Source organism: Nocardia sp. CY41, from assembly GCF_009829325.1.
Taxonomy (GTDB): Bacteria; Actinomycetota; Actinomycetes; order Mycobacteriales; family Mycobacteriaceae; genus Nocardia.
This window is the reverse complement of the sequence record NZ_VUOS01000045.1, coordinates 1-25,065: the sequence shown is the minus strand read 5'-3', so window position 1 is coordinate 25,065 and position 25,065 is coordinate 1. Positions and strand designations below refer to the sequence as shown.

The 25,065-nt window shown below is 67.1% G+C and carries 23 protein-coding genes and 2 pseudogenes; 12 read left to right on the top strand and 13 right to left on the bottom strand.

Annotated features, from left to right (window positions below; translation table 11 throughout):
- The first annotated feature begins 337 nt into the window (after nt 1–337).
- Complete coding sequence (locus GVY64_RS34095) at nt 338–1,588, top strand: TMEM143 family protein (RefSeq protein WP_159850375.1); 1,251 nt, start codon at nt 338–340, stop codon at nt 1,586–1,588.
- 28 nt (nt 1,589–1,616) lie between these two features.
- Here the strand turns inward: GVY64_RS34095 and GVY64_RS34090 are convergent, their stop codons facing one another.
- From GVY64_RS34090 to GVY64_RS34075, 4 genes are all read right to left on the bottom strand, one after another.
- A complete protein-coding gene (locus tag GVY64_RS34090) occupies nt 1,617–2,207 on the bottom strand; it encodes a three-helix bundle dimerization domain-containing protein (protein ID WP_159850373.1) in 591 nt (196 codons plus the stop codon).
- 88 nt (nt 2,208–2,295) lie between these two features.
- Complete coding sequence (locus GVY64_RS34085) at nt 2,296–2,628, bottom strand: hypothetical protein (protein WP_159850371.1); 333 nt, start codon at nt 2,626–2,628, stop codon at nt 2,296–2,298.
- Between the two features lie 117 nt (nt 2,629–2,745).
- Entirely contained in the window at nt 2,746–3,642 is an 897-nt protein-coding gene (locus tag GVY64_RS34080; protein WP_159850369.1) for a universal stress protein, read from the bottom strand.
- Between the two features lie 113 nt (nt 3,643–3,755).
- Nucleotides 3,756–5,207 (bottom strand): wax ester/triacylglycerol synthase domain-containing protein, encoded by a 1,452-nt coding sequence (locus GVY64_RS34075; RefSeq protein WP_236567470.1) that lies wholly within the window; start codon nt 5,205–5,207, stop codon nt 3,756–3,758.
- Nucleotides 5,208–5,582: 375 nt separating this feature from the next.
- Here GVY64_RS34075 and GVY64_RS34070 point away from each other — a divergent pair, with 375 nt between their 5' ends.
- The 5 genes from GVY64_RS34070 to GVY64_RS34050 all read left to right on the top strand — a co-directional run bounded on the left by GVY64_RS34070 (nt 5,583) and on the right by GVY64_RS34050 (nt 10,507).
- A complete protein-coding gene (locus GVY64_RS34070; RefSeq protein ID WP_201298291.1) occupies nt 5,583–7,040 on the top strand; it encodes a serine hydrolase domain-containing protein in 1,458 nt (485 codons plus the stop codon).
- Nucleotides 7,037–7,951 carry an ABC transporter ATP-binding protein gene (locus GVY64_RS34065; RefSeq protein WP_159850367.1) on the top strand — a complete coding sequence of 305 codons (915 nt, stop codon included), beginning with the start codon at nt 7,037–7,039 and terminating at the stop codon, nt 7,949–7,951. Before GVY64_RS34070 ends, GVY64_RS34065 begins: the two co-directional genes overlap by 4 nt.
- A complete protein-coding gene (locus GVY64_RS34060; protein WP_159850365.1) occupies nt 7,948–9,558 on the top strand; it encodes an ABC transporter permease in 1,611 nt (536 codons plus the stop codon). The genes GVY64_RS34065 and GVY64_RS34060 overlap by 4 nt, the downstream gene beginning before the upstream one ends.
- A 232-nt stretch (nt 9,559–9,790) precedes the next feature.
- On the top strand, nt 9,791–10,060 hold the full coding sequence (locus tag GVY64_RS34055; RefSeq protein WP_159850363.1) for a metal-sensitive transcriptional regulator: 270 nt from the start codon (nt 9,791–9,793) through the stop codon (nt 10,058–10,060).
- Between the two features lie 33 nt (nt 10,061–10,093).
- Nucleotides 10,094–10,507, top strand: coding sequence for a DUF302 domain-containing protein (locus GVY64_RS34050; protein ID WP_159850361.1), 414 nt, complete (start codon nt 10,094–10,096; stop codon nt 10,505–10,507).
- A 6-nt stretch (nt 10,508–10,513) separates the two neighbouring features.
- On the opposite strand, the gene GVY64_RS34045 is transcribed toward GVY64_RS34050, so the two are convergent.
- The 6 genes from GVY64_RS34045 to GVY64_RS34020 form a co-directional block, all read right to left on the bottom strand.
- Nucleotides 10,514–11,140 carry an SRPBCC family protein gene (locus GVY64_RS34045; protein ID WP_236567469.1) on the bottom strand — a complete coding sequence of 209 codons (627 nt, stop codon included), beginning with the start codon at nt 11,138–11,140 and terminating at the stop codon, nt 10,514–10,516.
- A gap of 88 nt (nt 11,141–11,228) precedes the next feature.
- Nucleotides 11,229–12,092, bottom strand: a complete 864-nt coding sequence (locus GVY64_RS34040; RefSeq protein ID WP_159850359.1) for a universal stress protein — start codon at nt 12,090–12,092, stop codon at nt 11,229–11,231.
- A 14-nt stretch (nt 12,093–12,106) separates the two neighbouring features.
- A complete protein-coding gene (locus GVY64_RS34035) occupies nt 12,107–13,015 on the bottom strand; it encodes a universal stress protein (RefSeq protein ID WP_159850357.1) in 909 nt (302 codons plus the stop codon).
- A 366-nt stretch (nt 13,016–13,381) separates the two neighbouring features.
- On the bottom strand, nt 13,382–15,136 hold the full coding sequence (locus tag GVY64_RS34030) for a sensor histidine kinase (RefSeq protein ID WP_442939673.1): 1,755 nt from the start codon (nt 15,134–15,136) through the stop codon (nt 13,382–13,384).
- 56 nt (nt 15,137–15,192) lie between these two features.
- Nucleotides 15,193–15,843, bottom strand: coding sequence for a response regulator (locus GVY64_RS34025; protein ID WP_159850353.1), 651 nt, complete (start codon nt 15,841–15,843; stop codon nt 15,193–15,195).
- A 30-nt stretch (nt 15,844–15,873) separates the two neighbouring features.
- Nucleotides 15,874–16,281, bottom strand: a complete 408-nt coding sequence (locus GVY64_RS34020) for a winged helix-turn-helix transcriptional regulator (protein ID WP_236567468.1) — start codon at nt 16,279–16,281, stop codon at nt 15,874–15,876.
- A 184-nt stretch (nt 16,282–16,465) separates the two neighbouring features.
- Between GVY64_RS34020 and GVY64_RS34015 the strand changes: the two genes are divergently transcribed.
- Nucleotides 16,466–16,891, top strand: coding sequence for a hypothetical protein (locus GVY64_RS34015; protein WP_159850351.1), 426 nt, complete (start codon nt 16,466–16,468; stop codon nt 16,889–16,891).
- Between the two features lie 208 nt (nt 16,892–17,099).
- On the opposite strand, the pseudogene GVY64_RS34010 reads toward GVY64_RS34015, so the two are convergent.
- From GVY64_RS34010 to GVY64_RS34000, 3 genes and pseudogenes are all read right to left on the bottom strand, one after another.
- A pseudogene (locus GVY64_RS34010) lies at nt 17,100–17,763 on the bottom strand (response regulator).
- Nucleotides 17,760–18,635, bottom strand: coding sequence for an alpha/beta hydrolase (locus GVY64_RS34005; protein ID WP_159850349.1), 876 nt, complete (start codon nt 18,633–18,635; stop codon nt 17,760–17,762). The pseudogene GVY64_RS34010 and the gene GVY64_RS34005 overlap by 4 nt, the downstream one beginning before the upstream one ends.
- A gap of 66 nt (nt 18,636–18,701) precedes the next feature.
- The gene (locus tag GVY64_RS34000) at nt 18,702–19,388 is read right to left on the bottom strand and encodes a helix-turn-helix transcriptional regulator (protein WP_159850347.1); all 687 of its coding nucleotides are present in this window, start codon (nt 19,386–19,388) and stop codon (nt 18,702–18,704) included.
- Nucleotides 19,389–19,726: 338 nt separating this feature from the next.
- On the opposite strand from GVY64_RS34000, the gene GVY64_RS33995 reads away from it, so the two are divergent.
- The 5 genes and pseudogenes from GVY64_RS33995 (at nt 19,727) to GVY64_RS33975 (ending at nt 25,044) form a co-directional block, all read left to right on the top strand.
- Nucleotides 19,727–20,575, top strand: a complete 849-nt coding sequence (locus GVY64_RS33995; RefSeq protein ID WP_201298290.1) for a hypothetical protein — start codon at nt 19,727–19,729, stop codon at nt 20,573–20,575.
- Between the two features lie 745 nt (nt 20,576–21,320).
- Nucleotides 21,321–21,737, top strand: coding sequence for a hypothetical protein (locus tag GVY64_RS33990; protein ID WP_159850345.1), 417 nt, complete (start codon nt 21,321–21,323; stop codon nt 21,735–21,737).
- A gap of 19 nt (nt 21,738–21,756) precedes the next feature.
- Entirely contained in the window at nt 21,757–22,008 is a 252-nt protein-coding gene (locus GVY64_RS33985; RefSeq protein ID WP_159850343.1) for a hypothetical protein, read from the top strand.
- Between the two features lie 718 nt (nt 22,009–22,726).
- Nucleotides 22,727–23,479: pseudogene (locus GVY64_RS33980) on the top strand (alpha/beta hydrolase); the annotation flags it as partial.
- A 41-nt stretch (nt 23,480–23,520) separates the two neighbouring features.
- Nucleotides 23,521–25,044 (top strand): recombinase family protein, encoded by a 1,524-nt coding sequence (locus tag GVY64_RS33975; protein WP_159850341.1) that lies wholly within the window; start codon nt 23,521–23,523, stop codon nt 25,042–25,044.
- The last annotated feature ends 21 nt before the right edge of the window (nt 25,045–25,065 follow it).

The window sequence follows — 25,065 nt, the reverse complement described above, 5'->3', positions numbered from 1 at the left end:
CAACGCCGCCCTCATCTGCCTGGCCCGGCGACGCTGCGACGTCCTCTACGCGATGCTCAAACACGGCGAACTCTACCGATCACCCACGACCTCAGCGGCTTGACGAACACCATAGGGACACCCCCCACGACACCGATCACCACATCACCGGCGCGGGCCTGGGTGACTGGTTCGACATCGTTCTGCGCATCCGAACCATCACTCCGACGCACTCGTTCGCCGCTGGGCGGTAGCCTCCCCCCGGGGTCTTCGGGCATCGGCATGCGGGTGCGTCGAGCGTGCCCACCCGCCCCATAGGGTTGTGGCCGACGGGCCGGTCCGTCGAGAGGAGTTGCCGATGGATGCCGAACACTTCCTGCCGTTCCGCAAGAGCGCGGTGATCTCTCTGTGCGCCGACGAGCTTCCCGATGCGGAACGCGCGTCGTTCGCCGAGTTCGCGCGTCTGCTGGCGGCCGTGGTGCATCACGAGTTCCATACCCGGAGTGAGGCGGTGCTCGACGCGTATCACGTGGTCGATCCCGCGGAGGACGAACGGGCGATCCGTGCCGCCACGCCCGAGGACCGGGCCGCGGCGCGGGCGCGGGTTGAGCGGGAGCTGGTCGCGCTTGCCGAGGCCGCGGATTTCACGCGCATCGATGCCGCCGAGATCGAGCGCGCGTTCGCCGAGCAATCCTTGGTGAAGGTGCGCTTGGAGATCGACGAGGACGACATCGAGACGGCGATGTTCTTCCGGCGCGGAGTGTCGCAACGCACCGAGCAGGTCCGGTGGCTGTTCGGTCTGCGGCGCCGCAGCGTCGAATTCACCAGCTACGGCAAGGTTCTGGTGTACGTCGCGTTCGCCGAGCGTCCCGATGCGGTGGCGGACCGGCCCAACGGCGGTGTGCTGCTGAAGTTGTTCGGGAACGTTCCGCGCAACGATCTCGAGATGTTGTATCCGAGCGTTCGGGTGCGGATGCGGCCCTTGGACAAGCTGCTGATCGGGGTGCCCGCGGTGGTCTCCGGGATAGTCGTGGTCGTCACCAAGCTGGTCGCTTCGCTGGGGCCGCTGGTCCTGTTGCTGGCGTTCTGGGCCGGGCTGCGCGAGGAGTCCGTACGGCTGGATCAGGCCACGCTGATCACCCTGGGCGCGGGCTTGGCGGCCTTCGGCGGTTACCTGGTGCGGCAGTTCTCCAAGTTCAAGAACCGCAAGATCAAGTTGATGAAGACGTTGTCGGAACACCTCTACTTCCGCAATCTCGACAACGACGCGGGAGTGTTCCATCATTTGCTCGGCGCGGCCGAGGAGTCGGAGGTGAAGGAAGCCGTGCTCGCCTACCACTTCCTGCGCACGGCCGACCGGCCGCTCACCGCCGCCGAACTCGATCAGCGGGTCGAGGACTGGTTCCGTCGGTGGTGGGGGACGACCTTCGACTTTCGGATCCGCGACGGGCTCCGCAGGCTGGGCGCATACGACCTGCTCATCGAACACGAGCACGGCACGCTGAGCGCGGTGCCGCTCGCCGAAGCGAAACAGCGGCTGGATCTGCAGTGGGACACCGTGTTTCGTGTCCGACCGGACGGCAGCCGGCTCGGGGTCGTCTCCGGTTGAGCGGATGGCCGCGCGGCGGCGTATGCCTTCAGCCGAGTGCGGGCACCGGATCGTTGCCACCGCGTGCGGAGGTTCCCTTCGCGGGGAGCGAACCGTCGGGGGCGACTCCGGGGAATCGGCGGCGTAGCTGAGTGATACAGCGGAGCACTTCGTTCAGTTCGTTGCGGAGCCTGCGCAACTCGGTGGCGCGTTCCCGCTGGCTCGATGCCCCGGTGTGTGTCATGGCCGCGATGAAAGAGTCCAGTTCGTCCGCCTCGGCGATGAGCAGGTCGACGAACTTCTCCGCCTGAGCCCGCTCCGCGTGGTTCTGCACCGCCGGCTCCTCCCACCCTGTCGCGGAGAGTTCCCTCCCCGCGCGACGTTCCACGAGTAACGGCACGAATTCGCGCACAGACGCGTGCCCGAAGCGCTCATGGGCTCGTCGCACCACCAATGCCACGGCATCGGGGGAGACTTGCGGATGGCACTGCACGAGTCGTCGGACGACATATCTGATCTGGATGGCCTCGTGGTTCTGCATGCTCGGTCCCTGGTGCACGGCCGTACGTGCGGAGCGCCCCGGCCACGCGTCGTGCGATTCCGGACGAACCGATCGCGGCGCGACTACCCGACTGGTCACGCCTTCAATGTACCGTTGCATGACGGTACGATCAATGGCGGCAAGGAAATTCGGGTTCGCGCGCTCCCGCCGAGGAGAGGGTGGATGGCTACTGCGGCGCGGACCCGGTGGTGAGGTGTTCGGCAATCAGAATGCGGTGGGCCTGCTGGGCCGCGTCGGCGCGGCGTCGGTCATCGATCTCACCACTCGGCAACTGTTCGAGCCCGCGGCTGAGAACCGCGATGGTGTCACCGAGCAGCAGCACCCGGTGTTCCAGGTCGTCGAGTCTTTCGGTGATGGCGTCCGCGTTCGCGATCCGGTCGGCGCCGGGCAGTGCGGAGCGCAGGCGTGCGGGCACCTCGGTCGCGGTCCGGGCGACGGCGGTCAGCCACGAACGCGCGATGCGCGTGGAGGCTGTGGGTAGATCGCTGATAGGGGACATGACACCAGCGTCGTCCCCGCAGCAGCGGCTCGCCTAGGGTCCGATGACCCCGGCCGGAACGTCCGATGGTCCTCGCGCCGGACCACGGCTCCGGAGGCCGAGAGGCCGGCGGCCATGTCATGGCATGCGTCTGTTCGTTCCGGGGTGCCGCGCGTGATTCGCCGGTCTGGTGACGATCACCGGCACCTGTGCCCCGTGCAGTACGGCTCGACTCACGGAACCGAGTGGCATCGAGGGCAACCCGTCGTGCCCGCGGTCGCCCACTACGATCAACCGCGCCTTTTCGCCGACCTCGAGCAGTCGTCTGGCGGGACGGTCTTCGACCACGACGCGCCGCACAGTGACCTCCGGAAAAGCTTCGGTGTACCCGGCCAGGCTCCGGTCGAGCAATTCCGCACCCTCCTTCCGTGTTTCGGCGAGCGAGTCGTCGCCGCAGTGGGAGAACGTGTGCACCGCAAGGAGATCGGCGCCACGAAACGCCGCCTCGTCGAACGCCGATCCGACGGCTGCGGCGCTGCTCTCGGAGGCGTCGACGCCGACGACGACAGCCCCGTCACCGTGCTCGCCGCCACGGGGAATGACGGCGACCGGACACCCGGCCTGCCGGGCCAGCGCGATGCTCAGCGAGCCGAGCATGGCGCGGCTGAACGCGCCGAGGTCGTGAGTGCCGACCACGAGCAGTCGCGCGTTCTCGGATCGGCGGCGCAGCATCGGAACGGGCGCGGCGTCGGTCAGTTCCGCGGTCACCTCGATCCGGTTGATCGGAGCGGATTCGGCGACGGCCGTGGCGTACGCGAACTCCAGCGCGTCCGATGCGCACCAGCGATACCTGGCGGGGGCGGACCGCTCGACATCGACGCCCGGCCCGTAGGCGCCCAGGACGCCGGTCGGATAGACCAGATGCAGCGGTGCGCGGCGGTGGGCGGCGTCGACGGCGGCCCAGCGTACGGCGGCGAGCGCTACCTCCGATCCGTCGACGCCCACCACGATCGGAGCACTGCTCGTAATGGACATGAGCGTTCCTCTCGTTCGCATGCCGGGGCCCGAATCGCGGCGGCGTATCTGGACGAGTGTCCATCGCCCTGCCCGCGCGGCAATAGAGCAACCGGTAGCCTGCCTCGAAGGACCTAGGTCCCGGCTGCGCCGGGCCCGGGCCGTCTTGCTCGGCGCAGCTCCGAAGAATGTCCTGACCCCGCCCCGGATCCGGCCGCGCGCTCGCCGCCGAACTCGAGCACGGTGGCGAAGCCCGCGGTGAGGCACTCGGTCAGCGTCTCGGTGTCCGGGATCGCGGCTGTGTCGGCGTTGACCCCGATGTAGCAGGTTCCGGCATGCGAGGTGAGGGTTACGTTGACGGCCGTGCCGATGGTGGGTCCGAAGGCGTACATGCGGTCGATGCGCGCCCCGGCGATGTAGAGCGGTACAGGGGAGCCGGGGACGTTGGAGGTGACGAAGTCGACGTGTTTCAGCATGCCGGTCAACAGTCCGGCAGGCAGTCGGTTCAGTGTCGCCGCCACGGCGCCCGACAGCGGAATCGCCGGTTCGCGTCGCCAGCCCGCGACCGCGGCGCCGACGGCGAGCATGAGGTCCGCGGTCTCCGTGATGCCGGCCGGTAGCGCGAAACGAGCGAGCGTGATGCGGTTGCCGCCGAGCGGGTCGTCGGGGGTGCGAAGGCTGATCGGCATGGTCACCCGCAATTGGTCCAGCGCCGCCCCGTGCCGGTGGTGATATTTGCGCAAGCCGATCACCACCGCGGTCAGGTAGGCATCGTTGAGGGTGCAGCCCGCGGCCTGTGCGGTGCCGCGCAGTCGTGCGAGGGGCACGTCGAGCACCGCCAACCGGCGACCCAGGCTTCGCTGGGTCATCACGGGTGAGAACGTCGTGGTGATGGGCCGAGCCAAGCGGACCAGCGAACTCGCCAGCGCGGTGCCCTCCCGCAGCGCCCTGGCCGGATTGCCCAGCGCTCGCCATGCGGTCTGCGGCGTCGCACGAATACCGCCGGCGAGCAGCACCGAGCCGACCGACGCGTTCCACGTCACGATGTCGCGCAGCGCGCCCGTGTGGTTGTCCATCGGGTCGGGAGGCAAACCGCGGTCGGCGCCCGTGCGGTCGAAATCCAGTAGCGCCGTGGCGATCTGGATCCCGCCGATACCATCGGTGAGACTGTGGTGCACCGTCAGCACCAGAACGCTTGCCGCGCCCGCGAGACCACTGAGCAACGTCGCCCGCCACAGCGGACGGGCCGGATCGAATCCGGTCATGGCCTCGGTTCGCGCGAATTCGAGTACCCCCGACATGGTCGCCGGTTCCGCCAGCGCGATTCGTCGGACATGCCAGGACAGGTCGAAATCCGGATCGAGCGCCCACCGCGGCGGGGCGAGGCCGAACGGCGCGACGACCAGCCGATGCCGCAATCTGGGCACGACCCGGCTGCCGCGATCCATCGTCCGCATCAAGCGATCGGGGTCCGGTTCGGAATCGAGCACCAGAACCGACACGATCGTCGAGCGCAGGACCGGATCGCGCTCCATGTTCCACGAGAACAGGTCCGACTGCGACATGTGGGATTCGCGGGTATCCATCACCTGCCGCCTTCGTCCGCTCCGGACTCCGTAGGACCACTGCCCGCGCCGATACGGCTGCGCCGCGAGTGCGTCTCGGCTGAGCGGTTGTGCGTCGACCGACGAGCGGACCGGACGATATCCATAACCATTCAGTCTGTTCAATGGCGTCCGGCGGCGAGCGATGACGAAGACCCATATTCGAAGGCCCTTCGTCCTTTGTCGATCGGGGTGTGGCGCGTGCCGCCGAGGTGCGGCGATCCGAGGCCCGGAGATCTCGGGACCGCTGGTCGATCCGAGGACCTAAGTCCCGATGTCCGAGAGCAGGCCGACTCTGCTCCGGCCGTCCGCGAATGAGCAGAGTGATCGGTACCCGACCGAGGGAATGGAGCAGCCGTGCCGGTAGACGAGGACATCCGAACAGCGGACCGAATCACCCGCCTGGTCAATCGCCGGGCAGTCGTCGGCGCAGCGGTCGCGGTGGTGCGGGCGGGCCGAGTGGAATTCATAGGGCAGGGCCTGGCCGACCTCGACGCGAAGCGACCGGTCACCCAGGACACGGTCTTCCGGGTCGCGTCCATTACCAAGACCTTCACGGCCATCGCGGTGATGCAGCTGTGGGAGCGCGGTCTGATCGATCTGGACGCTCCGGCCGGCACGTACCTGCGTTCCTATCGTCTGGTGCCCGACGACGCGCGATTCGGACCGGTGACGGTGCGCCACCTGCTGACGCATACCTCGGGCATCGGCGAGACAGCTCATCCCCGCCGGGTACTGCGGCCCGATTCCGGGGAGAGCGTCGCGCCGGGCGAGCCCGTGCCCGCGTTGTCCGACTACTACGGACGTGGATTGCGCGTCCAGGCAGAGCCGGGCACGCGATGGACCTACACCGACCATGGTTTCGCCACGCTCGGGCAGATCGTCTCCGACGTCACCGGCATCGCCTTCGCCGACTATGTGCGCGACCGCCTTTTCCGGCCGCTGGGGATGTTCGATTCCGGTCTCACCGCGAGCGCCTTCACACCGACGCGCAGGGCGGTCGGATACACGCTTCACGCGCGCGGGCCGAAGGAGGTCACCCATCGCGAGATGATCACCGCGCCGGCGGCCTCGGCGTACTCCACTCCACGTGACATGAGCAGGTACGTCACCGCGCTGCTGAACGGCGGCGGGAACGAACACGGATCGGTGATCGAACCCGCCACGCTGGCAATGATGTTCGCGCCGCACTACCAGCCCGATCCGCGCGTCCCGGGACTGGGCCTCGGATTCTTCCGCGGTCTGGCCGGGGACCACCCGGTGATCGAGCATCAGGGCATCCTGCCGGGGTTCAACTCCCAGATGTGGCTGGCCCCCGACGACGGGCTCGGGCTCCTGGTCTTCGTCACCGGCGGGCATCACGCGACGCTCTGGCTTCCGGCCGAGACCTCGGCGCTACTGCACGAACTACTCGGCGTCGCGCAGCCGGTGATCCGCGACGATGTCGCGCACCATCCGGAGATCTGGTCCGAGATCTGCGGGTACTACCCGTTGCCGGGAGCGCTCACCGATGTGCGCGCCCGAGCGATGGTGGGCGCGGGGGTCGACGTGCGCATCGCCGGCGGTCGGCCGGTACTGCGGGTGCTCACGCCCATCCCCGCGCTGCTGCGCGGGCTGCCCCTGTATCCGGAAGATCCGGACGACCCGCTCGCTTTCCGCATCGATATGACTCGCTGGGGCATCGGTACCGGAAGGATTCTGTTCAGTCGAGATCCGGGCGACGGGACGATGAGAATGCACTTCGATCTGCATCCGCTGACTTTGCGTAAGTCGGGAAACCCGTTGACCCAGCGGGTCGGAAAGACGTCCCGATGAGCGAGCCCGCGATCTCGATCATCGGCCTGACCAAGTCGTTCGGCCCGGCGAAAGCACTCGACGGCTTGGATCTGACCGTGCGAACCGGTGAGATCCACGGATTCCTGGGTCCGAACGGGTCGGGGAAGACGACGACGATCCGCATTCTGCTCGGGCTCTTCCGGTCCGACGCGGGGACGGTGCGGATGCTCGGCGGTGATCCGTGGTCGGACGCGGTCGCCCTGCACGCTCGATTGGCCTACGTGCCGGGTGAGGTCATCCTGTGGCCCGGGATCACCGGAGGCGAGGTCATCGACCTGATGGGACGGCTGCGCGGAGGGATCGATCGGCGCCGCCGCGCCGAACTGCTCGAGCGATTCGATCTCGACCCACGCCAGAAGGCGCGCGCGTACTCCAAGGGCAACCGGCAGAAGGTCGCGCTCGTCGCGGCATTGGCCTCGAATGCCGAGCTGCTGCTGTTCGACGAGCCGACCGTCGGTCTCGACCCGCTGAAGGAGGCCGAATTCCAGCGCTGCGTGGCGGAGATGAAACGCGAGGGCCGGACCGTGCTGCTGTCCAGCCATATCCTCGCCGAGGTCGAGGCGCTGTGCGATCGGGTGAGCATCATCCGGCACGGTCGCACGGTGGAGAGCGGCACCCTGTCGGAGCTGCGGCATCTGACCCGCACCACGATCGCCGTCGAAACCATCCGGCCGCCGACGGGACTGGATGCGCTGGCGGGCGTGCACGATCTCGCCCGCAACGGCACCCGGGCCAGGTTCGACGTCGACACCGCGCACCTGGAGGACGTGCTGCGCGCGCTGGCCGATCTCGGTGTGCGCAGTCTCACCAGCACACCGCCGACCCTCGAGGACATCTTCCTACGTCATTACGGCAGCGTTTCAGCGCCTGTGGGAGAGGTGCTCCGGTGAGTGCCCCCTCGCTGCCGTTACGGGAGAACCTCTCCGGAGCTGGAACCCTCCTGAGCTTCTCAATACTGCGTGAGCGGTTCGCCTTGCCGTGCTGGCTACTCGGCGCAGGAGCGCTGTTGGCCTTCCAGTCCCTTGGTAGTCAGCGTTTCTACGATTCCCCGCAGAAGCTCGCGCAGATCCGCGAGACGATGAGCGCCAGCGCGGCCACCGTCGCCATGAGCGGGCCGACCCGATTGCTGACCAGTATCGGTGGCGAGATCGTCTTCGAGATCTTCGCGTACCTGGCGGTGGTCGTCGCGTTGATGAACATGTTCCTGGTAGGCAGGCATACCCGGTCGGACGAAGAGACCGGCCGGGCCGAACTGCTCCGCTCGGCGAGGGTGGGTCGGCGGGCGCCTGCCGTCGCCGCGCTCACGCTGGCAGGGCTGGCCGATGCCGCCGTAGCGGTGGTGATCTTCGCAGCCGCGGTAGGCACCGGGCTTCCCGCAGGTGGCTCGCTGCTGCTGGGGGTGGTCACCGGTGGCGTCGGCGTCACATTCGCCGCCGTCACCGCCGTTGCCGCGCAGGTGTTCGAGAATCCGCGCAGCGTCTACGGGGCGGTCGGTCTCGCCCTGGCGGGCGCTTATGTGGCGCGCGCGATCGGTGATGTGGGCAGCGGAGCCGCGTCGTGGCTGTCGCCGATCGGATGGGGTCAGCGCAGTTATCCGTACGCGGGCGACCGCTGGTGGACGGTGCTGCTGTTCGCCGCCGCCACACTCGCGCTGACCGCCGTGGCGTTCGCGCTGCTGGACCGGCGCGACTTCGGTGCCGGGCTGCTGCCGTACGGAACCGGCCGGGCGACGGCGTCTCGGGCGCTGGGCTCGCCGCTGGGCTTGGCCTGGCGGTTGCAACGCGGTTCCCTGGCCGGGTGGGCCGTCGGCGTTTTCGCGCTAGGGGCAGCGTACGGCTCGTTCGCCGAGAGCATCGAGGACTATCTCACCGACAATCCCGAGATCGCCGCCTACCTTCCCGGCGGTGCGGCCGATGCGGTGAACGCCTATCTGGCACTGACGGTTTCGATCGTCGCGCTGCTCACCGCCGCCTTCGGCGTCGCCGGCTCGCTGCGGGCCCGTGGGGAGGAGACCGCGGGCCGGGCCGAACCGCTGCTCGCCGCGCCGGTCAGCCGGAGTCGCTGGCTGGTGAGTCACCTCGCGGTCGCGCTGGGCGGCGGTGCGATGGTGCTGGCACTCGGTGGATTCGGTATCGGGCTGACGTACGGGCTGGCGATCTCCGACGCCCTCCAGCCGCTGCGGATGGCCGGCGTCGCGCTGGTGTATCTGCCCGCCGTCTGGGCGGTGACCGCCGTCGCGGCAGCGGGTCTCGGCTGGGTGCCGCGGGCGGCCGCCGCGGTGGCTTGGGCCGCCGTCGCCTACTGCGTCGTGGCGGTGCTCTTCACGGCCGCCTTCGACCTGCCCGGCTGGTTCGACGGCGCTTCACCGTTCACGCACACTCCGCAGGCCCCGCTGCACGACGTGACCGCCGCGCCGATGATCGGGATCACCCTGGCCGCACTGGCCGGGCTGCTCATCGGTCTCGCCGGTTTCCGCCGCCGCGACGCCGGGTATTGATCACGGCGTCCCCGACCTGGTCGCGGGACCGACGGGCGAGGTGATCGTTCCATGCGCTGCGGTCAGCGGAACTCTCAGCGGCGGCGAGTTCGTGCGAGACCACGGTTCAGTGTGGGGTCGTCGTCGTGTCCGGGACACCACCGGTCCGGCGGGGTAACGGCACGGACCGCGCGCTGGCCGAGATATACCCATGGGGGTATTATCGAGGTTGACGCGAGAGGAAGGCGCAACCATGGTCGGCGACGAAACCGCGATCACCCAGACACTCAACAGGCTGCGGCGAGCGCACGGTCAGCTCGCAGGCGTCATCGCCATGATCGAGCAGGGGCGAGACTGCAAAGACGTGGTGACCCAGCTCGCCGCGGTCTCCCGTGCGCTCGACCGCGCCGGATTCAAGATCGTCGCGACCGGTCTGCGCGAATGCCTCGCCGGCCGGTCCGCCGACGGCCGGACCCCGATGACCGTCGACGAGCTCGAGAAGCTGTTCCTCGCTCTGGCTTGATTCGCCGTCGTTCCCGCCCGAAAGGACCGCACGATGAACTTGGGACTGTCCACCACGCTGCACACCAGCTTCGACGACGCCGTCGCCCGGACGCGGGCCGCGCTGAGCGAGCAAGGATTCGGCGTCCTCACCGAGATCGATGTCCGTGCCACCCTGAAAGCCAAATTGGACGCGAACATGGAGGACTACCTCATCCTCGGAGCCTGCAATCCGCCGCTGGCCCATGAAGCGGTCGGCGTCGACCGGCAGATCGGACTCCTGCTGCCGTGCAACGTCGTCGTGCGGCGCAACCCCGACTCCGATGCCGAGGTCATCGTCGAAGCGATGAATCCGCAACTCCTGGTGCAGGTCACCGACGAACCGGCCCTGCAACCGGTAGCCACTCGTGCGGCCACCAAGCTACAGGCAGCTATCGACTCCCTCGGTGCGTCGAATCACAGCCTCTGACCGAACCTACGAGGCGTTCTCCCTTCGCGTGCGGTCGGCGAGCCGCTCCGCGCGCTGTTTGATGCCCCGCAACATCTTGCGCTCCATCACGAGACTGCCCGGAACCATCACAAAAGTGGTGAACGCGCGCGCGAAGGCGGACGCTCCCGTCAGCGCGATGCGATTACGGCTCACGAGCCGGGTCGCCGCACCCAGCGGGTAGAGGCCGAAGGCCCACACCCAGCGGCCGTCTTCGGAGGCGAAGACGATGCTGTGCTCGCCGTCGAGAATCGCGACACGCATCCGTGGGCCGGACTTGCCGAGCGGGAAGCTGTCCCCGACCGCGAGGTTCTGGAACTGCGGCAGGATTGTGTCGGCGCTGTGCATATCGAGCCCGAGCAGATTTTCGATCCAGTCGTAGGTGTACGCGCCGCCGCGGCCGGGGCCCAGTTGAACCAGCCACGGCCAGATCGCGTCGGCACTCGCGCAGATCGTGATCGCTCGCGTCGAGACGATATCGGCGTCTACCAACAAATCGTCCCCGGGAACGACCCGCGCGATCTCTTCCCCGGAGGCTCCCCAGGTCAACCACTTGGTCCGCAACCGTTCTCCGGGCAGCCTTCCGACCGCCGATCCACCGGTGGCGGCGAGCATCCTCATGTTCATGGCGTACGCCCTGTCCTTCGATTTCACCGCGTGAGCACGCGGCAGTGTGACGCCGGCCTGGTGGCCGGCGCGGCGGTCAGCTCCGCGACCTGGCGATGATCACGGGTACGGTGGCCCCGTGCAGCACCGCCTGACTCACCGAACCGAGGGTCATTCCGGCGAAACCGCCGCGCCCATGACTGCCCACGACGATGAGCTGGGCGTTCTCGCCCACTTCGAGCAGTCGCTTGGCCGGTCGGTCCTCCACCACGACGCGCCGCACCGGCACTTCCGGATACCGCTCCCCGTAACCCGCCAGGCTTTCCGCGAGCAATTCCGCGCCGGCTTGCTGCATCTCGGCGCGCGAGTCGTAGCGGAAGAACTCCGACCAGGTGTGCACCGCGACCAGCTCGGCGCCCCGGTGCGCGGCTTCGTCGAAGGCGATCTCGATGGCGCGGACACTCCACGACGAGCCGTCCACGCCCACTACCACAGGACCGTCCGCACCCTCGGCGTCGACGGGCACCACGGCGACCGGACATGCGGCGTGCCGGGCCAGCGCCGTGCTCACCGAACCCAGGATGGTGCGGCTGAAGGCGCCCAGACCATGGGTGCCGACCACGAGCAGTCGCGCGGACTCGGACCGGTCGCGTAACACCGGGACCGGAGGCGCTTCGGCCACTTCGGTGGTGACGGCGAGTTCGCCGATCGGGGCGGCCGCGGTCGTGGCGGCTTCTCGCGCGGCCTCGAGCGCCGCGGTCGCCTGCTTGCGGTAGATGTCGTAGTCGATTTCCTCCAGTGCGACACCCGGCCCGAAATCGGTCGGCGCCGGAATCGATTCGACGATGTGCAGCGGTGCGTGACGGCGGGCAGCGGCGGCCGCTGCGAAGCGCACTGCGGTGAGCCCGGACTCCGACCCGTCGATGCCGACGAGGACGGGCGGATTGCTGTCGGCAGACATGGCTTTCACTCTCTCTAGGTCTCGTGGGCGACCATGACCGGGCAATGGGCGTGTTGGACAAGGAAATTACTGACCGAACCGAGCAGCAGGCCACGGAAACCACCGCGACCCCGGCTGCCGACCACGAGCAATTGCGCGGACTTCGACCATGCGGTGAGCATGGTGCGTGGCCGGGCGACGGAGACCTTGCGGATGACCTCCACCTCGGGAAATTTCTCCTGCCAGCCGGCGAGTTGCTCGGCGAGCACAAGTTGTGCGGCGGTTTCGAGTTCCCGGACCGGAAGAAGCTCGGGGGCATCGGATCGGAAGCCGAAGTCGGCGGCGACATGGACCGCGACGAGCGAAGCCCCGCGGATATCGGCCTCGGCGAAGGCCGCGCCGACCGCGGCTTCGGCTTCGGCGCTGCCGTCCACGCCCACGACGACGGGTCCGTCGGTGCGGGTGCGTTGTTCACTGCCGGTGTCGTGCACGACCACGATGTCGCCGTGGCCGTGTGCGGTCACCGCGAGCAGGGTCGAGCCGATGTGGGCGAGTTCACCGCCCGGTCCGGCGCCGAGCACCACGAGGTGCGCGGAGGCGGAACGTTCGATGAGCAGGGTGGCCGGGTGCGCGGGCGACAATTCGGTGTCGACTCGCAGTTGCGGATCGACGCGGCGGGCCGAGCGTGCGGCGCAGGCCAATCGGGCTGCGCCTTCCTCTCGCAGTCGCTGGGCGACCGCGGGCACCAGCAGGTCGTACATGCCGAAAACCGCCTGGGTGGATGCCAGGTCCAAGCCGTGGACGATCAGTAGCCTGCGTCCGCGCCTGGCGGCCGTCTCGGCAGCCCACTGCACGGCCGGATCGGAGTCTTCGGAACCGTCGATACCGACGACCACGGCAGCGGAGGCCAGCTGGTGCGGGTTGTCGAGGTGAGAGGCGGACATACGGGGCGTCCCTTCGGAGGGCGATGCTTGTGTACTCGAAGAGTAGGGATCGGCGAGGTCGCATACGCCTGGCGTTGGTCCCGAATGTCGAGGTCCTTCGGCAGCGCGGCCGCGCGGGCCCCGCGGACCCGAATACGCCGAGACCTCTCCCACCGGCTCGCCGTCAGGCGTGGTGCACGATGCGGTCGAGTTCGGTATGCGCGATCCGAAGTGGCGCGCGGCGTGGAAGTCACCTGCAGAGCTGGTCGAAGGCCTCGCAACTGCAACAGCCGCGGCCCGGTGAGTTCGCCCGCATGCTGCTCGGTTCGACAGCCGACGCCCTGGTGCAGCACGCGTGGTGCCCCGGTTGTCAGCCGGCGATCTCGGTCACGGCAGCGGAACTGTCCAGCGCAGTACGGTGCCTCCCGCGGGCCGGTTGGTGATGCTGAAGTGGCCTCCGGCGTGCTCGGCCCGCGCGGCCAGGTTGGCCAGCCCGCTGCGCCGGGCGATGTCTTCGGGAACGCCGGTGCCGTCGTCGGTGATCTCGATCGTGACGTCGTCGTCGATTCGGAGTTCGACCGACACCGTCGTGGCGGCCGCGTGCCGGACGACGTTGCTGACTGCCTCTCGCAGTACTGCTTCGACGTCGTCGGACAGTGGTGGCGCGAGGACGGTGACGGGTCCGGCGAGCCGGATGCTGGTCCGTAGGCCGGTGTCGGCGGTCATGTCGACCACGATGCCGTGCAGGTGCTTTCGATACTTGGACGAGTCCGCGGTCGTGTTGCTCTGCAGGTCGAAGATGGAGTAACGAATGTCCTGGACGATGCTCTGGACGTCGTCGATGGTGTCGATCAGCCGCGATTTGATCTCGGGTACGCGTGCCCGTTGTGCTGTGCCCTGTAGCGAGAGACCGACGGCGAACAGTCGCTGGATGACGTGGTCGTGCAGGCCGCGGGCGATGCGGTCGCGGTCGGCGAGGACGTCGAGTTCACGCATCCGGCGTTGGGTGTCGGCCAGTTGCAGGGCCAAGGCGGCCTGGTCGGCGAAGGCTGCCATCATGGCCTGCGTGGCGTTGTCGAGTGGTGCCGCTTGTGCCGGGCGCAGCGAGGCGAGGACGCCGATGACCGAGCCGCGCGCACGCAGCGGGAGGATCAGGACGGGTCCGGTGTCCGGCGCTGTGTCGGCGGACGTCTCATCGAGCAGTGCGTCGACGCTGACGGGCTGGCCGGTCCGGAACGCGTTGCCCGCGTGTGATCCCTCGACGCGCACGAACTTGCCGTTCATCGCTTCCGAACTGCGCCCGGCGGCGGCGGCAACCACGAGGTCGGTCACTTCGTCGTGGGGGATGTCGGGATCCTCGGGCAGCGCGAGGAAGGTGATCGCCGAGCCGGTCAGTGCGAGGGCGCGTTCGGCGACGAACTGCAGAACTTCCTCGGGTTCGCCACCGGCCAGGAGTTCGGTCGCCACGTCCCGGATGGCTTCGAGCCATTGCTGCCGAATCCTGGACTGTTCGTAGAGGCGGGCGTTTTCGATGGCGATGCCCGCCGCGGCGGCCAACGCTTGAACGACAACCTCGTCGTCATCGGTGAAATCCTGCCCGCCTGCCTTTTCGGTGAGATAGAGGTTGCCGAATACCTCGTCGCGGACTTTGACCGGGACTCCGAGGAAAGTGTGCATGGGTGGGTGGTGTGCGGGAAAGCCGACGGAGGCGGGGTGGTCGGCGATTCTGCTCAGTCGCAGGGGTTTGGGTTCTTCGATGAGCAGGCCGAGTACACCGTGTCCGCGGGGGAGGTCGCCGATCAGGACGCGGGTGTGGTCGTCGATGCCCTCGTGCACGAATTCGGCGAGCTTGCTGCTGTTCTCGTCGGTCTCGCGGACACCGAGCGCGCCGTAGCCGGCGTCGACGAGTTCGATGGCGGTGTGCACGATGGTGCGCAAAGTATTGTCCAGGTCGAGCCCCGCGGTGATCACGAGCATGGCTTCGATGAGCCGGTCCATGCGGTCACGCACGTCGACGATCTGCGCGATCCGGTCTTGTACCTCGATGAGCAGTTCCCGAAGCCGCAACTGCGACAAGGTCTCCGTCACCGACGCCCGGCCGTTCGATCCGAGCGTGTACCGCTGTCCCTCCATGAACCGCATTCTGTCACGATCGAGTTTCGGTTCCCCTTGTGCGCGATCGCCGGGACCGAGCGAGGTCATCGAGACGGAACTTCCGGCCCTTTCAGCTTGGTGGCGAGTACCGCCGCTTGGGTGCGACGTTCGACGCCGAGCTTGGTCAGCAGTCGCGACACGTAATTCTTGACCGTCTTCTCCGCGAGGAACATCCGGCCGGCTATCTGCCGATTGGTCAGGCCTTCGCCCAGCAGCGCGAGCAGAGTGCGTTCCTGGTCGGTGAGCGCGGCGAGCGGACCGGTCTTGGCCTCCGCCTCCGACCGGAGCTTGGCCATGAGCGCCGCGGCCGCCCGGTTGTCCAGCAGCGAGTTGCCCGCGCCGACGACGCGGATGGCGCGTACGAGTTCCAGACTCTTGATGTCTTTGACCACGTAACCGCTGGCGCCGGCGAGGATGGCGTCGAGCATGGCCTGCTCATCGGTGAAGGACGTGAGGATCAAACACCGTAGGTGCGGATCGGCCGAGAGCAGTTCACGGCACAACTCGATGCCGTTGCCGTCGGGCAATCGCATGTCGAGTACGGCGACATCGGGACGGAGGGCGGGTATGCGGGCCAGTGCTTGGGAGTAGCTGCCCGCTTCCCCGACGACATCCAGGTCCGGCTCGAGGTCGACGAGGTCGGCGACGCCGCGGCGGACGATCTCGTGGTCGTCCACCAGGAACACCTTGACCATGAATAACCCCTTTCGTGCGGTCACTTCAGCCTACGGAGTCCCTGGTCGGCTCGCCTCGGAGTTCGGCCTCGGATCGGTGACCGAAGTCCCTTGACAACTATCGGCGCCCAGCCGCCCGGCCCACACCTCCGCCCAGTCGGTGAGCGGCTGGAGATGATCGATCAGCTGCCGTCCCGATTCGGTGAGTGTGTACCCGGTCGCGGCTCGTTCGACGATGAGCGTCGCGCCGAACTCGTGGAGCCTGCGGGTCAGCAGACTGGAGGACATGTCGTCGCACTGGCTGCGCAATTCACGGAAGGTGAGCGGGCGCTGAGCCCGGTGGAGTTCCCAGAGGATACGCAGTGCCCAGCGTCGCCCGACCAGATCCAACAGAGCCATGATCGGGCGGCCGGAGCTCGATCCGCGGACCGGCTTGCCCGGTTCCGGAACCGATTTCACGAGACCCTCACCGGGCCGGTGCGGGCAGTGGCGACTGTTCGAGCAGTCGGCCCATCGCGCCGATCGCCGTTCGGAGTGCGGCGTAGGGTCGTAGAAACAAGGTGATGTGCAGCAGCTGATCGGCTCCGTCGCGCTCCTCGTGTAGCACTCCCTCCAGCCGGCGACCTGCGACGCGGGCGGTGAAGTGAGACACCTTGCCTCGATCGCCGCAATACCGCTGTGCCTGTTCCACACCGCCATCGGTACCGTCGCGCTCACATACCGGGTCGCCGACAAGCAGTTCCCGATCACCGCCGCCATCGTGGACAACGGTCGGAAGTTAACCCTCACGCCGGATACCAACCCGCTGCACGCGACCCAGATCTCCCAGCTTCCGGTGCGCGACATCAATTCCCAGCAACAGTTTATGGACGAGCTGAACAAGGCATCGTTCGGCGGCATGGTCGGCGCCGGGGTAGGGGCCGGCATCGGTCTGCTTGTCGGGTGCGTCGTCGGCTGCATCCCGGGCGTGCTGATCGGCGCGGCCGCGGGTGGAGTGATCGGCCTGGCCAACACTGGCGGGCAGCCGATGCTGCAGGCCGCTTTCGACTACTTCACCGGCCAGCCGTAGGCACACGCAGCACGGGGTGAACTGACGAGGGTCCTGGCTGCGGCGGCACCGCCGCGGCCACTCTTTCTCGCTCATCTCCCCAGCGCTGGAGCAGCTGTCTACTATCAATCGCAGGGATTTTTTTCCTCACATGCCGTTGAGACCTTTCCTGGACGAAAGGTCAGGGTCACTCTGCATACCCAGCGGCTGAATGCGGGGGCGGCAGCGGTCAAGGAACGAGGCCGGCCTCGTAGGCGTAGATGACGGCGTGGACTCTGTTGCGCAGGTTCAGCTTGGCCAGGATGCTGCGTACGTGGGTCTTCACGGTGGCCTCCGAGACCACCAGCTTCTCCGCGATCTCGGTATTGGACAGGCCCTGCGCCATCTCCTGCAGCACTTCGGTTTCCCGTCGGGTGAGCCGGTCGAGGGTGGTTCGACACCGCGACGGGGCCCTCGCGGATATCCGGCAGCCGGGTGGCATGAATGTCGAGGAGCAGGCGCGTCACTCGCGGCGATACGACGGCGTCGCCACTGGCCACCGAACGGATGGCGCGTGCCAGGTCGTCGGCGGGAATGTCCTTCAGCACGAATCCGCTGGCGCCGGCCCGCAGAGCAGAGAAGGCATACTCGTCGAGGTTGAAGGTGGTCAGGATGAGCACCCGTGCCGCGGCATCGCGGCCCACGATCCGCCCGGTGGCTTCGATGCCGTCGAGCCCGGGCATGCGGACATCCATCAGGGTGACGTCCGGGTCGAGTTCGGCGGCCAACCGGACTGCGTCGAACCCGTTCTCCGCCTCTCCGACGATGTCGATGTCGTCGCTTCCCTCGAGGATCATTCGGAATCCCGTCCGGATAAGCGCCTGGTCGTCGACCAACACAACCCGGATACTCATCGAGGGGAGGACTCCTTGGTGTCGGGCTTCTCGCCGCGAAGCGTCCGGTCGATCCATGCGATGACCTCGGCCAGGATGACCGGCCCCTCGGCTTCATCCTCCAACCCGTGGAAAACGCCCGGACAGATCCGCAGTGTCGCCGACGGCACGAGGTCGACCACCCGGCGGCTGGCGGAGACCGGATTGATCAGATCGGCGTCTCCGTGAACCACGAGCAGTGGTACGGCGACGCGGGTGGCAGCCGATGCCACGCGATCCATCTGCGCCAAGACGTCGATCGCGAAGCGTGCGGTCGCTCGCCCATGGACCAAGGGATCGGCGTAGCGTTCGGCGACGACGTCGGGGTCGCGATTGACACGCTCGAAGCGCAGCCCGTTCGGCAACGTCAGGGTGGGGAAGGTGCGGCCGAGGGTCCTGACCACGGCCATTTTGAGACGCTGGTTCCGCAGCTCAGAGTCGAAAGCGGGTCCGGTCACCACTACCGCGGCCACGTCCGCCCTCGGCCGGTCCGCTGCGTAGAGGAACGCGTAGAGCCCGCCCAGGCTGTGGCCGTACAGCACGACCGGTGCGCCGCCCGTTCGCGCACGCTCGTGTGCGATGAGATGGTCCACGGCCCGCGCCGTCGACTGGTATCGGACGTCACCGCGGCGTCCTTCGGATCGCCCGAATCCTTCGTAGTCCATGGCAAGCACGGAGAAACCAGCCGCGGTGAACAACCGAGCCGTGCTGTCGTAGCGGGCGGCGTGCTCGCCGAGACCGTGCACGATGACGACACTGGCCCGCGCAGGTCCGCACGGAGCCCAGTGAAGCGAGGTGAGTCGGGGGCCGCCGCCGTCGAGTGTGAAGGAGTTGACGATGGGTGAATTGGTCACGAGCAGTTCCTTTCCGGTCTGCTCGAGCCTCGCCCCTTCCTCCTTGTCCGGGATTGGACCAACCTGCTAGATCGGCAGGATCTCCCAACGGATCGTGCTGAACGCGGTGGGCGGGCCGCCGAAGGTTCGGCGACACGTCCTCGTGAGATGGGAGCTGTCGGTGAACCCCGCCAGGTGAGCCGCATCGGTGAGCGACCGGCCCTGCGCGACCGCCGCGGTCGCCCGGAGCAGCCGCAGCCATCTGACGTAAGCCCGGAAGGTGATTCCGAGGTCCTGGGCGAAGAGGTGGGACAGCCGGCTCTCCGACAGATGAACGGCCGCGGCGAGGTCGCGAAGCCGGATGGGCCGTGAGTCCAGCTCGGCCTGAAGGCGGGTGCGCGCGGCGGCGACTCCCGGATGAAGCGAGTGCGAGGTGTTTCCAGGAGAGCGCAGGCGCCCTTCCACGTACGCGCTGTGACCCTTGGTCAGGGTCTGTCCTGCGTGATGCCAGGCGCGAGCGTGGGACGGATCGTCGACCAGCGCGATCAGCTCGGCACCCAGCGAAGACTCGGGCTCGACGTGCGCCACGACGCCCCAGGCGCCGACCGCGCTGAACGCGTGCGGCTGATCGGCCGGAACGATCGCCGCGTTCGTACGTCGCTGACGGCCCTGGAGATCCTCGATGACGAACGTCCCCTGGTGGGCGAAGGCCACCTGCACGGAGTGGTGAGAATGTCCCGGCAGACTTCCCAGCGGACCCTCGATCTCGAGCACACCGGGACGCAAGCGCCCTATACCAGACCACCGCGAGATCAACGGTTGTCGCTCGTCCGACGCGTGCATCGGCTACAACATACGCGGGCGGCGGTCGCGGGCGCAGCAGCAACAGCCGGCGTGGATGGCAATTCGTCAGAAAGGGATCTCCCTTCGCAACCTCCTGGAGGGCGCGGACGTCCTCATCCGAGGGGTGGAGATCTCCGTCCGGAGTAGGAGGAGTGGGTCGGTGAAAGATCCTCCCGCGTCCCGACGAATCTCGGTACGCCGGTTCATACGCTGACTATCCACAGCCTCCACATGCCGCCCGCAGGCACCGTCGCAACGGAGTAAATCTCTTGCCCAGCAACGTCTTATCGAAGTCCTTCGGCGGTTCCGGTCGCGCGCTCGTCATGCTCGCCGCTGTCGCCGCGGCTCTCGTCGCCGCTTTCGTCGTGGCCCCGCGCGTCCTGGCATCGGCATGGCCGGGTCGCAGTTTCGGCAACCAGGACGACCTCGTCGCCGGTGTCCGGGAGGCATTCGTCGACTACTGGGCGTCCGGCGATTCGGACCTCTCCCCTGGGTTTCAGGCCATGGAGGACTACTGGGTGCGCTACCACGTGGCCAAGGCCGTCATTGCCACGCTCGTGCTGGTCACGGTCGTCGCGTTCGGGATTCTGCTGGGAAGGAGGTATGTGTCGTCCGGTGACCTCGGGGCGGGACGCCGGGCGGTCCTTGTCACAGCCGCCGTGTTCGCCACGATGCTCGCGGTGGTCTCGGCGGCAGCGGTCATGGCCAACATACAGGGCGCGATCGCGCCGTTCTCGTCGCTGTTGTCGATGCTGCCGGTCGGCGAACCCGAGGGGGCGCTCGCCGACGCGGTCGACGAGATCGCACTACACCTGGCCGACGGCCAACGGACGCCAGCACTCGAGAAGATGATCGGCGACTTCGCCGACTATCACGCCGCGATGGCCGTGATCGCCGGGTTCGCCGGCGCTGGCCTACTCGGTCTGAGTGCGCTGTCGTGGGCACTGTTCGTGCGTGTCGGCGCATCCGATCGGCCCACCCGGCATGTGCTTGGGTGGATCGGCGTGTTCACGACGGTGGCGTCGCTCTCGCTGGTGGTCGTCGCGGTGGCGAACGCTGGCACTGCAGCGGACCCGGTGCCGGCGCTCGAGGCCTTCTTCGCCGCTGGAGGGCTGTGAGGTCCGGCACGGGCCGCATGGTTTTGCCGGCCGCCCGCCAGACGTCACGCAACCATCGTCGACGGGAGCCATGATGGCCGAGCCGGGAACACCGAATCGACCCATTCTCGGGGCGTGGGGTGGGCGCCTTGGTACAACAGCCAGCGCATCCAGAAGAATCTGGGTTGGCGGTCACCGGACGAGTTCGAAGCCGGCTACCATCACCCGGTTCCGGCTGGAACCTGATTACCCCGCCCTCCAACAATGCGGGGGAACCTCGGTTGTCACCTATCCATGCAGCAGTCCCTCTCGACAACATGCACGCTACAAAGTCGCTACTGGATATTCTGCAGGTACACTTGCGAGTCGGCCAGTGGCGTAACTTGATAGACCGCTTACCTGCCGCCGAGGCGTTCGACCAGTTCTCGAGTAGCAGCGATAACCCCGACGACTACCACTTCGGCCGGGATCCGGACGGCGGCAAAGCAAGCGCGTGGACATGGTGCGACTTGGCTTGACTGCCCCTCCAGTTCGATGCCAACTGGGGCCGGGACTGTCAGGAATTCGGCTCTGGCTCACTTCCGGTGGTGCCGGGCTATGCGAGCAGGATGCGGTGCCGAAGGAGCTGAAACTGGGGTCTGTCCAACCATCGGCTCTGTCTCAATTTCGGTCCGAGCGCAGGACCTGATCGACGAAGCCGCTGGCCGGATGCAGCAACCAGCGCCATACCGCCGCACTGAGAGCGCGGGGAAAGGAACGATTGGCCATGACGGTCGAGAATGGCCTCGAGGCCAACCCATTATCCGGCCGGTGGAGGTCCACGATCGACATCCTCGCCGCCAGCCTCGCCACTCACCTCGGTGAGCAGGTGACCGTAGTCAACGCGAGCGAGGCCGAGGACGGGTTCTCCTGTCTCGTCCGAGGTCCTGAGCCGTCCGGTCCGTCCCTCCAGGTGTCGTGGGAGGGAGTACTCGGCATGCAGTACATCGATGGACAGCCGGACATCGGCGTGTCGGTGTTCCTGTACAGCCGAGGCCGCCGCCTGCGGCTCGACGACCAGCCTGGCAGCTACCTGGAGATCGTTTACGCGGGCCCTCTCGACGGCACGGGGACCTGGCGCGACCTGGGCTGGCTACAGGACGACTTCGGCGAGTTCGAGACACACGATCATTACGGCGACTGACCGGCCACCGCTCCTGAGCATGTCCGGGACGAGTTCCGGGCGATGCCTGCTCGGCTTCGGCCGGGAAGCTGCGGATCTCGTTGATGCGCTGGCGGTGCCATGCCTTGATGGCGCTGGCGTGCATGTATCGACGAATGTGGTGAAGCTGCTGCTCGTCGGCAGCGACCAACGGGGCGCGAACATGAGGCGGGAACCCGGGCAGCCGCGCACCGACCGCTGCCTTGGCGAACCCGATGTCCGGCAACGCCATGCCTTGCGGGTATCGCTGTAGTCGTCGAAAACCTGCTGCCGCGAACGGGCACACTCCAACTCGCCGCGGTCGGCCGCCACAGTGATCGCGACAGGTAGTTCGGCGACCGGCCCGCCCGCACCGGTGACCACACCATCAACGCCCAGTTCATTCAGCCGCGCCGGAACACGGTCATCACCCACATACACCGATCCAGAGAATTAGCGTGCGGCACGCTCGGAGGCTGCGGTCGCGGGCCGTGCCGGTTCTTCCACGCCGGCTCGCACGCTGATCTGACAGGTGTGTCCGTCTGAATTGCAGAGGAATTCCGTTCAGATTCTCAGTTGTGATCCGGCTCTGAATGACTCCAGTCGGGCAATATCGCCTGACGGCGGGTTGGCGGCACCGCATTCGCCCGCCGCGAACAGCAGCCCGGCTGGTGTGTGCAGATCACTCTGTTCACGGCCGGAAATCGGTCGCGGAGTATCGCCTCTGCTTGTGTCGCGCCCTCATGGGCGGCCGGGCGGATTCGTGAGGTGTCCAGAGCCGTCGAACCGAGAATGTGTGCTGCCCTCTCCGGCTTTAGCGTTGGCGGAACTCGTGCGTCGTCGAGCAACTGGATCGGTGCCGGTTGACGAACGCGATGGTAGGAGGAAACCGAGCGATGAAACGAAGTCCCGACGTCGATGCCGGACCAGCTGCCGCGCCTGTTGCCGATTCGGTGCGAGTACGCGCGGTGATCGGAAAGCTGTGCCGCTCGATGGTGCCCGCGTTCGTCGTCTTGTCGGCGGTGTTCGCCGTGACCGCGGGCGGGGTCACGGCGGCATCGCCCGCGCGGGCCGATGCCGCGTCGATCACCGGGTCCTGGGCGGAGGACGAGCGGACCGTGCAGTTGCGGGTGCATTCCGCGGCGATGGGTCAGGACATCATGGTGAAGGTGCTGCGCCCGGCTGATCGTTCGGCGCCACGGCCGACGCTGTATCTGTTGAACGGGGGTGGTGGCGGGCAGGACAGCGCGACCTGGCAGAAGAACACCGACGTGCTGCGGTTCCTCGCCGACAAGGACGTGAACGTGGTGCAGCCGGTGGGTGGGCGCTGGAGTTATTACACCGACTGGCGGGCACCTGATCCGAAACTCGGGGTGTACAAGTGGAAGACGTTCCTCACCGAGGAGTTGCCGCCGGTGATCGATGCGGAGTTCGCCACCACGGGGGTGAACGCGATCGCGGGCCTGTCCACCTCGGGCACCTCGGTGCTGCAACTGCCGATCGCCAAACCGGGTCTGTATCAGGCGGTCGCGGCCTACAGTGGGTGCGCGCAGGTCAGTGACCCGCTCGGCCGCGAGTTCGTGAAACTCGCCGTCGAGAGCTGGGGCGGCGGTGACACCGAGAACATGTACGGCCCACCCGAGGACCCGATGTGGGCCGCCAACGACCCGTACCTGCACGCCGACCAACTCCGCGGCATCCGCCTGTTCCTGTCCACCGGAACCGGCGTCCCGGGCATGTACGAGGAGTAGTGCGCCAAGGGGTGCCGATTGCCTAACCTGGGAGTATGCCACTTAGCCCAAGAGATTTACCTGGTCTGGACGCCATCATCCAGGCCCGTGTGTCGAAGGTGGGTAAGAACAAGAGCGAGCGTTCGCCGCGGGAACAGATCGCGTGGGGCCGCGCAGAGTGCGCGCGATTCGGTTGGACTGTCCGCAAGGTCATCGACGAGGGTGCAGTCAGTGCGACGCGCCACGCTCGTAAGGACCGGCCGGGACGGGAAGAGTTGCGCCGTGAGTTGGAGGAGGTAGCTCGTCAAAAGAAGCGCGGGCAGGCCTCGGGTGGTGTTCTGGTGAACTGGTCCTCCTCGCGAGCCAATCGCAAGGTGGGCGACATGGCCGAACTGCGCGAGCTTTGTGCGGAATTCGGCGTGTACTGGTACTACGGCGGCGTGCTCTACGACATGAACGACCCGGATGATCGTAAGAGGGTCGCGCAAGATGCGGTAGAGGACGAGCATGCTCCGGAACGGAATCGGTTGGACGCGATGTGTGCGTTGGCCCAGAACTTCGTCGAGGGCAAACCGCACGGTGCCGAAAGTTTCGGATTCCGTATCGTCTACAAGCGCGGCAAGGCTGTAGGTCGGGTGCCGTGCCCGGAGTACGGGCCCATTGTTCGTGAGATGGCCAGGCGTGCAATAGCTTCAGAACCACAGCATTCCATCGGTCGCTGGCTCACTCTCAACGAGATTCCAGTGCCGGGCCACGACCGATCGTTCCCCTGCCCTTGGTGCTCGGTCAAGGATGGACATCGGGTTATCAAGAAGGTCGATAGACGGACCTGCCCGTGCCCGAAGGGATGGCGCACGCAGTGGGATGGTGACATGGTCAAGCGTGTCCTGCTGCGCGAGGCTATGGCAGGTTTGCGTGTCCACGTGGATGAAGACGGGAACCGTCTGACGGTTGCAGGGACTTGGGAAGGACTGATCTCGGTCGAGGACCACGAGCGACTGAAGGTGATTCTCCACGATCCGCGGCAGATTCATCCCCGCGGAAGTGAGTGTAAGTGGTTGCTGTCGGGCATCCCGCGCTGTTGGAAGTGCGGTGGAAGAGTCGTGGGCGTTGGGCCACGAGAGGGGCATAAGCGGTGCTACATCTGTAAGCCGAACCATTGTGTGCGGCGTAATGCTGAGCTAGTCGAGTCGGTCGTGCAAGAAGCGGTGTTGCGTCGCTTGGAGGATCCGACATTGCTCCAGGCACTTACACGGACCGATGAGGATGCGCTCGCCGCTCTGACGGATGCTCGTACGCTCAGAGAATCGTACGAAAAGTGGTTGAGAGACGCCATCGATGCTGATTTGGCGCCGGCGGAGATCGCGATGTACAAGGCGAAGAAGCTGCCGATAATCGAGGCGGCCGAAGGGCGTGCGCAAGCTGCGTTGCCGATGCCTCATGTCGCTGCAGCCGCTGGGCCGGCGCTCGTGCTTAGAGCCCCTAACAGGTTCTGTAGAGTGGCGGTGATTCTCGTTGCGGTGCAGTATGTTTCGTCGTGGCGGCCCCGTGGATCGTGGACGACGAGTTGTGGACAGTGATCGAACCGCTACTGCCGGTCC

Excerpts from the sequence above, each read along its gene's own strand:
- GVY64_RS34095 (WP_159850375.1), top strand. The coding sequence starts at position 338 with ATGGATGCCGAACACTTCCTGCCGTTCCGCAAGAGCGCGGTGATCTCT.
- GVY64_RS34085 (WP_159850371.1), bottom strand. The coding sequence starts at position 2,628 with ATGTCCCCTATCAGCGATCTACCCACAGCCTCCACGCGCATCGCGCGT.
- GVY64_RS34080 (WP_159850369.1), bottom strand. The coding sequence starts at position 3,642 with ATGTCCATTACGAGCAGTGCTCCGATCGTGGTGGGCGTCGACGGATCG.
- GVY64_RS34075 (WP_236567470.1), bottom strand. The coding sequence starts at position 5,207 with ATGGATACCCGCGAATCCCACATGTCGCAGTCGGACCTGTTCTCGTGG.
- GVY64_RS34065 (WP_159850367.1), top strand. The coding sequence starts at position 7,037 with ATGAGCGAGCCCGCGATCTCGATCATCGGCCTGACCAAGTCGTTCGGC.
- GVY64_RS34055 (WP_159850363.1), top strand. The coding sequence starts at position 9,791 with ATGGTCGGCGACGAAACCGCGATCACCCAGACACTCAACAGGCTGCGG.
- GVY64_RS34050 (WP_159850361.1), top strand. The coding sequence starts at position 10,094 with ATGAACTTGGGACTGTCCACCACGCTGCACACCAGCTTCGACGACGCC.
- GVY64_RS34045 (WP_236567469.1), bottom strand. The coding sequence starts at position 11,140 with ATGCTCGCCGCCACCGGTGGATCGGCGGTCGGAAGGCTGCCCGGAGAA.
- GVY64_RS34040 (WP_159850359.1), bottom strand. The coding sequence starts at position 12,092 with ATGTCTGCCGACAGCAATCCGCCCGTCCTCGTCGGCATCGACGGGTCG.
- GVY64_RS34035 (WP_159850357.1), bottom strand. The coding sequence starts at position 13,015 with ATGTCCGCCTCTCACCTCGACAACCCGCACCAGCTGGCCTCCGCTGCC.
- GVY64_RS34030 (WP_442939673.1), bottom strand. The coding sequence starts at position 15,136 with ATGCGGTTCATGGAGGGACAGCGGTACACGCTCGGATCGAACGGCCGG.
- GVY64_RS34025 (WP_159850353.1), bottom strand. The coding sequence starts at position 15,843 with ATGGTCAAGGTGTTCCTGGTGGACGACCACGAGATCGTCCGCCGCGGC.
- GVY64_RS33990 (WP_159850345.1), top strand. The coding sequence starts at position 21,321 with ATGACGGTCGAGAATGGCCTCGAGGCCAACCCATTATCCGGCCGGTGG.
- GVY64_RS33985 (WP_159850343.1), top strand. The coding sequence starts at position 21,757 with ATGTCCGGGACGAGTTCCGGGCGATGCCTGCTCGGCTTCGGCCGGGAA.
- GVY64_RS33975 (WP_159850341.1), top strand. The coding sequence starts at position 23,521 with ATGCCACTTAGCCCAAGAGATTTACCTGGTCTGGACGCCATCATCCAG.